The following is a 3,157-nucleotide window of genomic DNA, read 5'->3' as shown; positions in this document are numbered from 1 at the left end:
AAACGCACGGTGGCGAGATCCGCTGGAGAAATCTCGCCGTGCGTCCACTCGGCACCGAAGAAGCCAACGCGTTCTTGGCCGACAATCACACCGATGGATTCACCTCGGTGTTTGATGGCAAGACCCTGAATGGTTGGATCGGAGCGGTTGACGATTACGAAGTCACCGACGCGGGAACCATCCAGTGCCAAAAGGGCCGCGGTGGCAACTTGTTGACCGAAAAGGAATACAGCGACTTCTGCGTGCGTCTGATGTTTCGTTTGCCTGCTCGCGGCAACAATGGCTTGGCCATCCGCGCCCCCAAACAAGGCAACCCGGCCTACGCTGCGATGACCGAATTGCAAGTCTTGGACAACGATCACCCTGCTTACGCCAACTTGGATAAACGCCAATACCACGGTTCTGCCTACGGAATGGCAGCCGCCAAACGCGGCTACCTGCGTCCGACGGGAGAATGGAACTTCCAACAAGTCACCGTGATTGGCCCAACAATTCGCGTTGAACTGAACGGCAACGTGATTCTGGACACCGATGTTTCCAAGATCAACGACTACATGGCCGACAGCGCTCACCCGGGCAAAACCCGGACCTCGGGCCACTTTGGCTTCGCCGGTCACAGCGACCCTGTCGAGTTCAAAGCGATCTCGATTCGGGAAGAAGACTGATCCCACGATCGGACACTCATTCGCCAAAACAATCGAACCCCGCAAGCAGTCTGACTGCTTGCGGGGTTTCCTTTTGGCGGCGTTCCCCTGCCCCGAACACACTCCCGATACCCGGCGTCCCCAAATTCTTTTAGAACTATCGCTGGTCACTCATTCAACGATCCCTCCGTTCTCGACGTCTTCCCATCACCAACTCATCCCTCCCCTCGACCGAAATCCACGTTGCGGATGACTTGCCCAAACGCTGCCAGGTTTGCTTCCGTCCCCGATCGCTTTGCTTTTGTGAGCAGATCCCTCAAGTAGCCAACCAGACCGACGTGTTGATCATGCAGCATCGTCGCGAACGATCTCATCCCTTCAACACCGCTCGAATCGTCCGCCAATCCTTGCAACGGTGCGAGGTGATGGTCGCCTACAACCATGAACTGGCCGAGCGATTTGCGTCGAAGCAGCTCAGCCACCACGTCGGCCTTTTGTACCCCGGCGAGGATGCGAAACTGCTGACCGATTTGGCTCCATCCGAGCGTCCCCAGCAGTTGGTCGTGATCGATGGAACGTGGCATCACGCCAAAACACTTTTTCGCGACATCCCACGCCTGCAGACCTTGCCCCGATATCGTTTGGCACCTGCCGAACCAGGACGCTACCGAATTCGTCGGGAGCCCAACGAGCACGCTCTTTCTACACTGGAGGCCACCGTCGCGGCCTTATCAGCACTCGAACCCGAGACGCGAGGCTTTGATCGATTGATTGAGGTGTTTGACCGCATGATTGGGGACCAACTCCAAGTCTCCAAATCCAATTGGCGTGTCAACGAAGCCCGCCGGCCAGGATCTCCCAATGTGCCTCGAGTCTTGACCAAAGACATCAGCAAAATTGTCGTGGCCTATGGCGAGCAAGAACGAGGCAACCTGAAAGACGAATTCAACCGACCACCTGCACCACTGTTTTGGAATGCCGTCCGGATGGAAACGGGCGAGTTCTTTCGATGTGCGATCCAGTCCGAATCATTGAAAGACACCGCCTTCATGAGTCGCTTGCGGTTGACTCCAGAGGAATTGCAACCGCTGGTCTCCGTGGACGAATTTCGCAAACGCTGGCGAGCGTTCGTCCGCCCCGATGATCGCGTCGCGACATTTCATCGCAGCACCGCCAAAATGCTGGAAGATGTCGGCGCGGATTTCACGCCCAGTATTGTGCTGAAATCGATCGCGTTGAAGCCACAAACCCAAGAAAGCGATCCCCGAACCCCCGCGATCCTGATCGATCAAACGAGTCAATCCCGCCCCCTGAGACGCCTCGCCTGGGCAGTCCGTTTTGTCGAGGAATTGGTGGAACGTTACCTGGGCTAAGGTCGACATGGCCGGCCCTTGGCGTTGCTCTGTCGCCCCATTCGGGACTGCTGTTCTTAAAGCGCACATCAACCGGGGCCTCACGGCCCTGGCTATGGTTCTGCCGGCCCTATCGGGCCTCGCAACACGGCAAGTGCACTCTACCAGGCCCGGAGGGCCGAAACAGCCTTTGCCGGGGACGTCAGTCCCCGGTTCGCCTGACCCCCTAACCCCCACCAACCCCAAAGGGGTGACAGACATCGGGAATGGAGATTTCTCTTTCGCCCCAGTCGGGTCTGTTGTTCTCGCAACGCACATCAACCGGGGCCTCACGGCCCCGGCTATGATTCTGCCGGCCCAATCGGGCCTTGCAACACGGCAAGTTCGCTCTCCCAGGCCCGAAGGGCTGAAACAGCCTTTGCCGGGGACGTCAGTCCCCGGTTCGCGCCCCCACACAATCCCAAAGCCCCAACGGGGTGACACAGTGATCAGTCAAACACATACCGCTCATCAAACTCAACTTCATGCTTCATCAACAATTGCAAGTACTCCTCTTCAAAGGATCTCTTCCGATGGTGGTCCATTTGCCCACGGATGTAGCGACTCACTGCAGCCTTGTTTGATGGACTGACTGAGAATGCTCCATATCCATCCTGCCACGCAAAAGGAACTCCAAGAGGTTTTCCTTCGTTCAAATGTTTGCTCGTGTTTGATTTGATCTTCCCAACGAACTCAGAGACAGCAACACGGGCCGGAATCCGAACGAGTAGATGCGCATGGTCGTAGTAGCCGCCCACCTCCAGCGCAAAACCGTCCAACCGTTTGCACACACCCGCGAGGTATGAGAACACATCCTCGCGAATCGAATCATTCAGGAGTCGCTTGCGACGCTTGGTGCTAAAGACAATGTGGTAGAGAAGTTGTTGATGAGTCGACATGGCGGGCCCTTGGCATTTCTCTGTCGCCCCATTCGGGGCTGCTGTTCTCATAACGCACATCAACCGGGGCCTCAGGGCCCCGGCAATGGTTCTACCGGCCCTATCAGGCCTCGCGACACGGCAAGCTCACTCTACCAGGCCCGAAGGGCTGAAACAGCCTTTGCCGGGGACGTCAGTCCCAGGTTCTCCTGACCCCCTAGCCCCCACCAAGCCCCAAAGGGGT

Annotated in this window: 3 protein-coding genes; 2 read left to right on the top strand and 1 reads right to left on the bottom strand. The window is 57.3% G+C overall.

Translation table 11 applies throughout. The features are described 5' to 3' along the window. Both ACF8AM_RS17390 and ACF8AM_RS17385 read left to right on the top strand, forming a co-directional pair. Window positions 1-665, top strand: a 665-nt coding sequence (locus tag ACF8AM_RS17390) for a DUF1080 domain-containing protein (protein ID WP_392556859.1), incomplete at its 5' end; no start/stop codon positions are given. Between the two features lie 152 nt (window positions 666-817). Next, window positions 818-2,017, top strand: coding sequence for a tRNA-uridine aminocarboxypropyltransferase (locus ACF8AM_RS17385; protein ID WP_392556860.1), 1,200 nt, complete (start codon window positions 818-820; stop codon window positions 2,015-2,017). A gap of 467 nt (window positions 2,018-2,484) precedes the next feature. Here ACF8AM_RS17385 and tnpA read toward each other — a convergent pair whose 3' ends face one another. Continuing rightward, a complete protein-coding gene (gene tnpA / locus ACF8AM_RS17380; protein WP_392556858.1) occupies window positions 2,485-2,934 on the bottom strand; it encodes an IS200/IS605 family transposase in 450 nt (149 codons plus the stop codon). Between the last annotated feature and the right edge of the window lie 223 nt (window positions 2,935-3,157).

It is taken from the genome of Rhodopirellula sp. JB055 (assembly GCF_043100905.1).
GTDB lineage: Bacteria > Planctomycetota > Planctomycetia > Pirellulales > Pirellulaceae > Rhodopirellula.
This window is presented reverse-complemented; position numbering and strand designations above follow the sequence as displayed.

Bases quoted from the DNA above. Each gene is read 5' to 3' on its own strand.
- tnpA (WP_392556858.1), bottom strand. From the start codon at position 2,934: ATGTCGACTCATCAACAACTTCTCTACCACATTGTCTTTAGCACCAAG.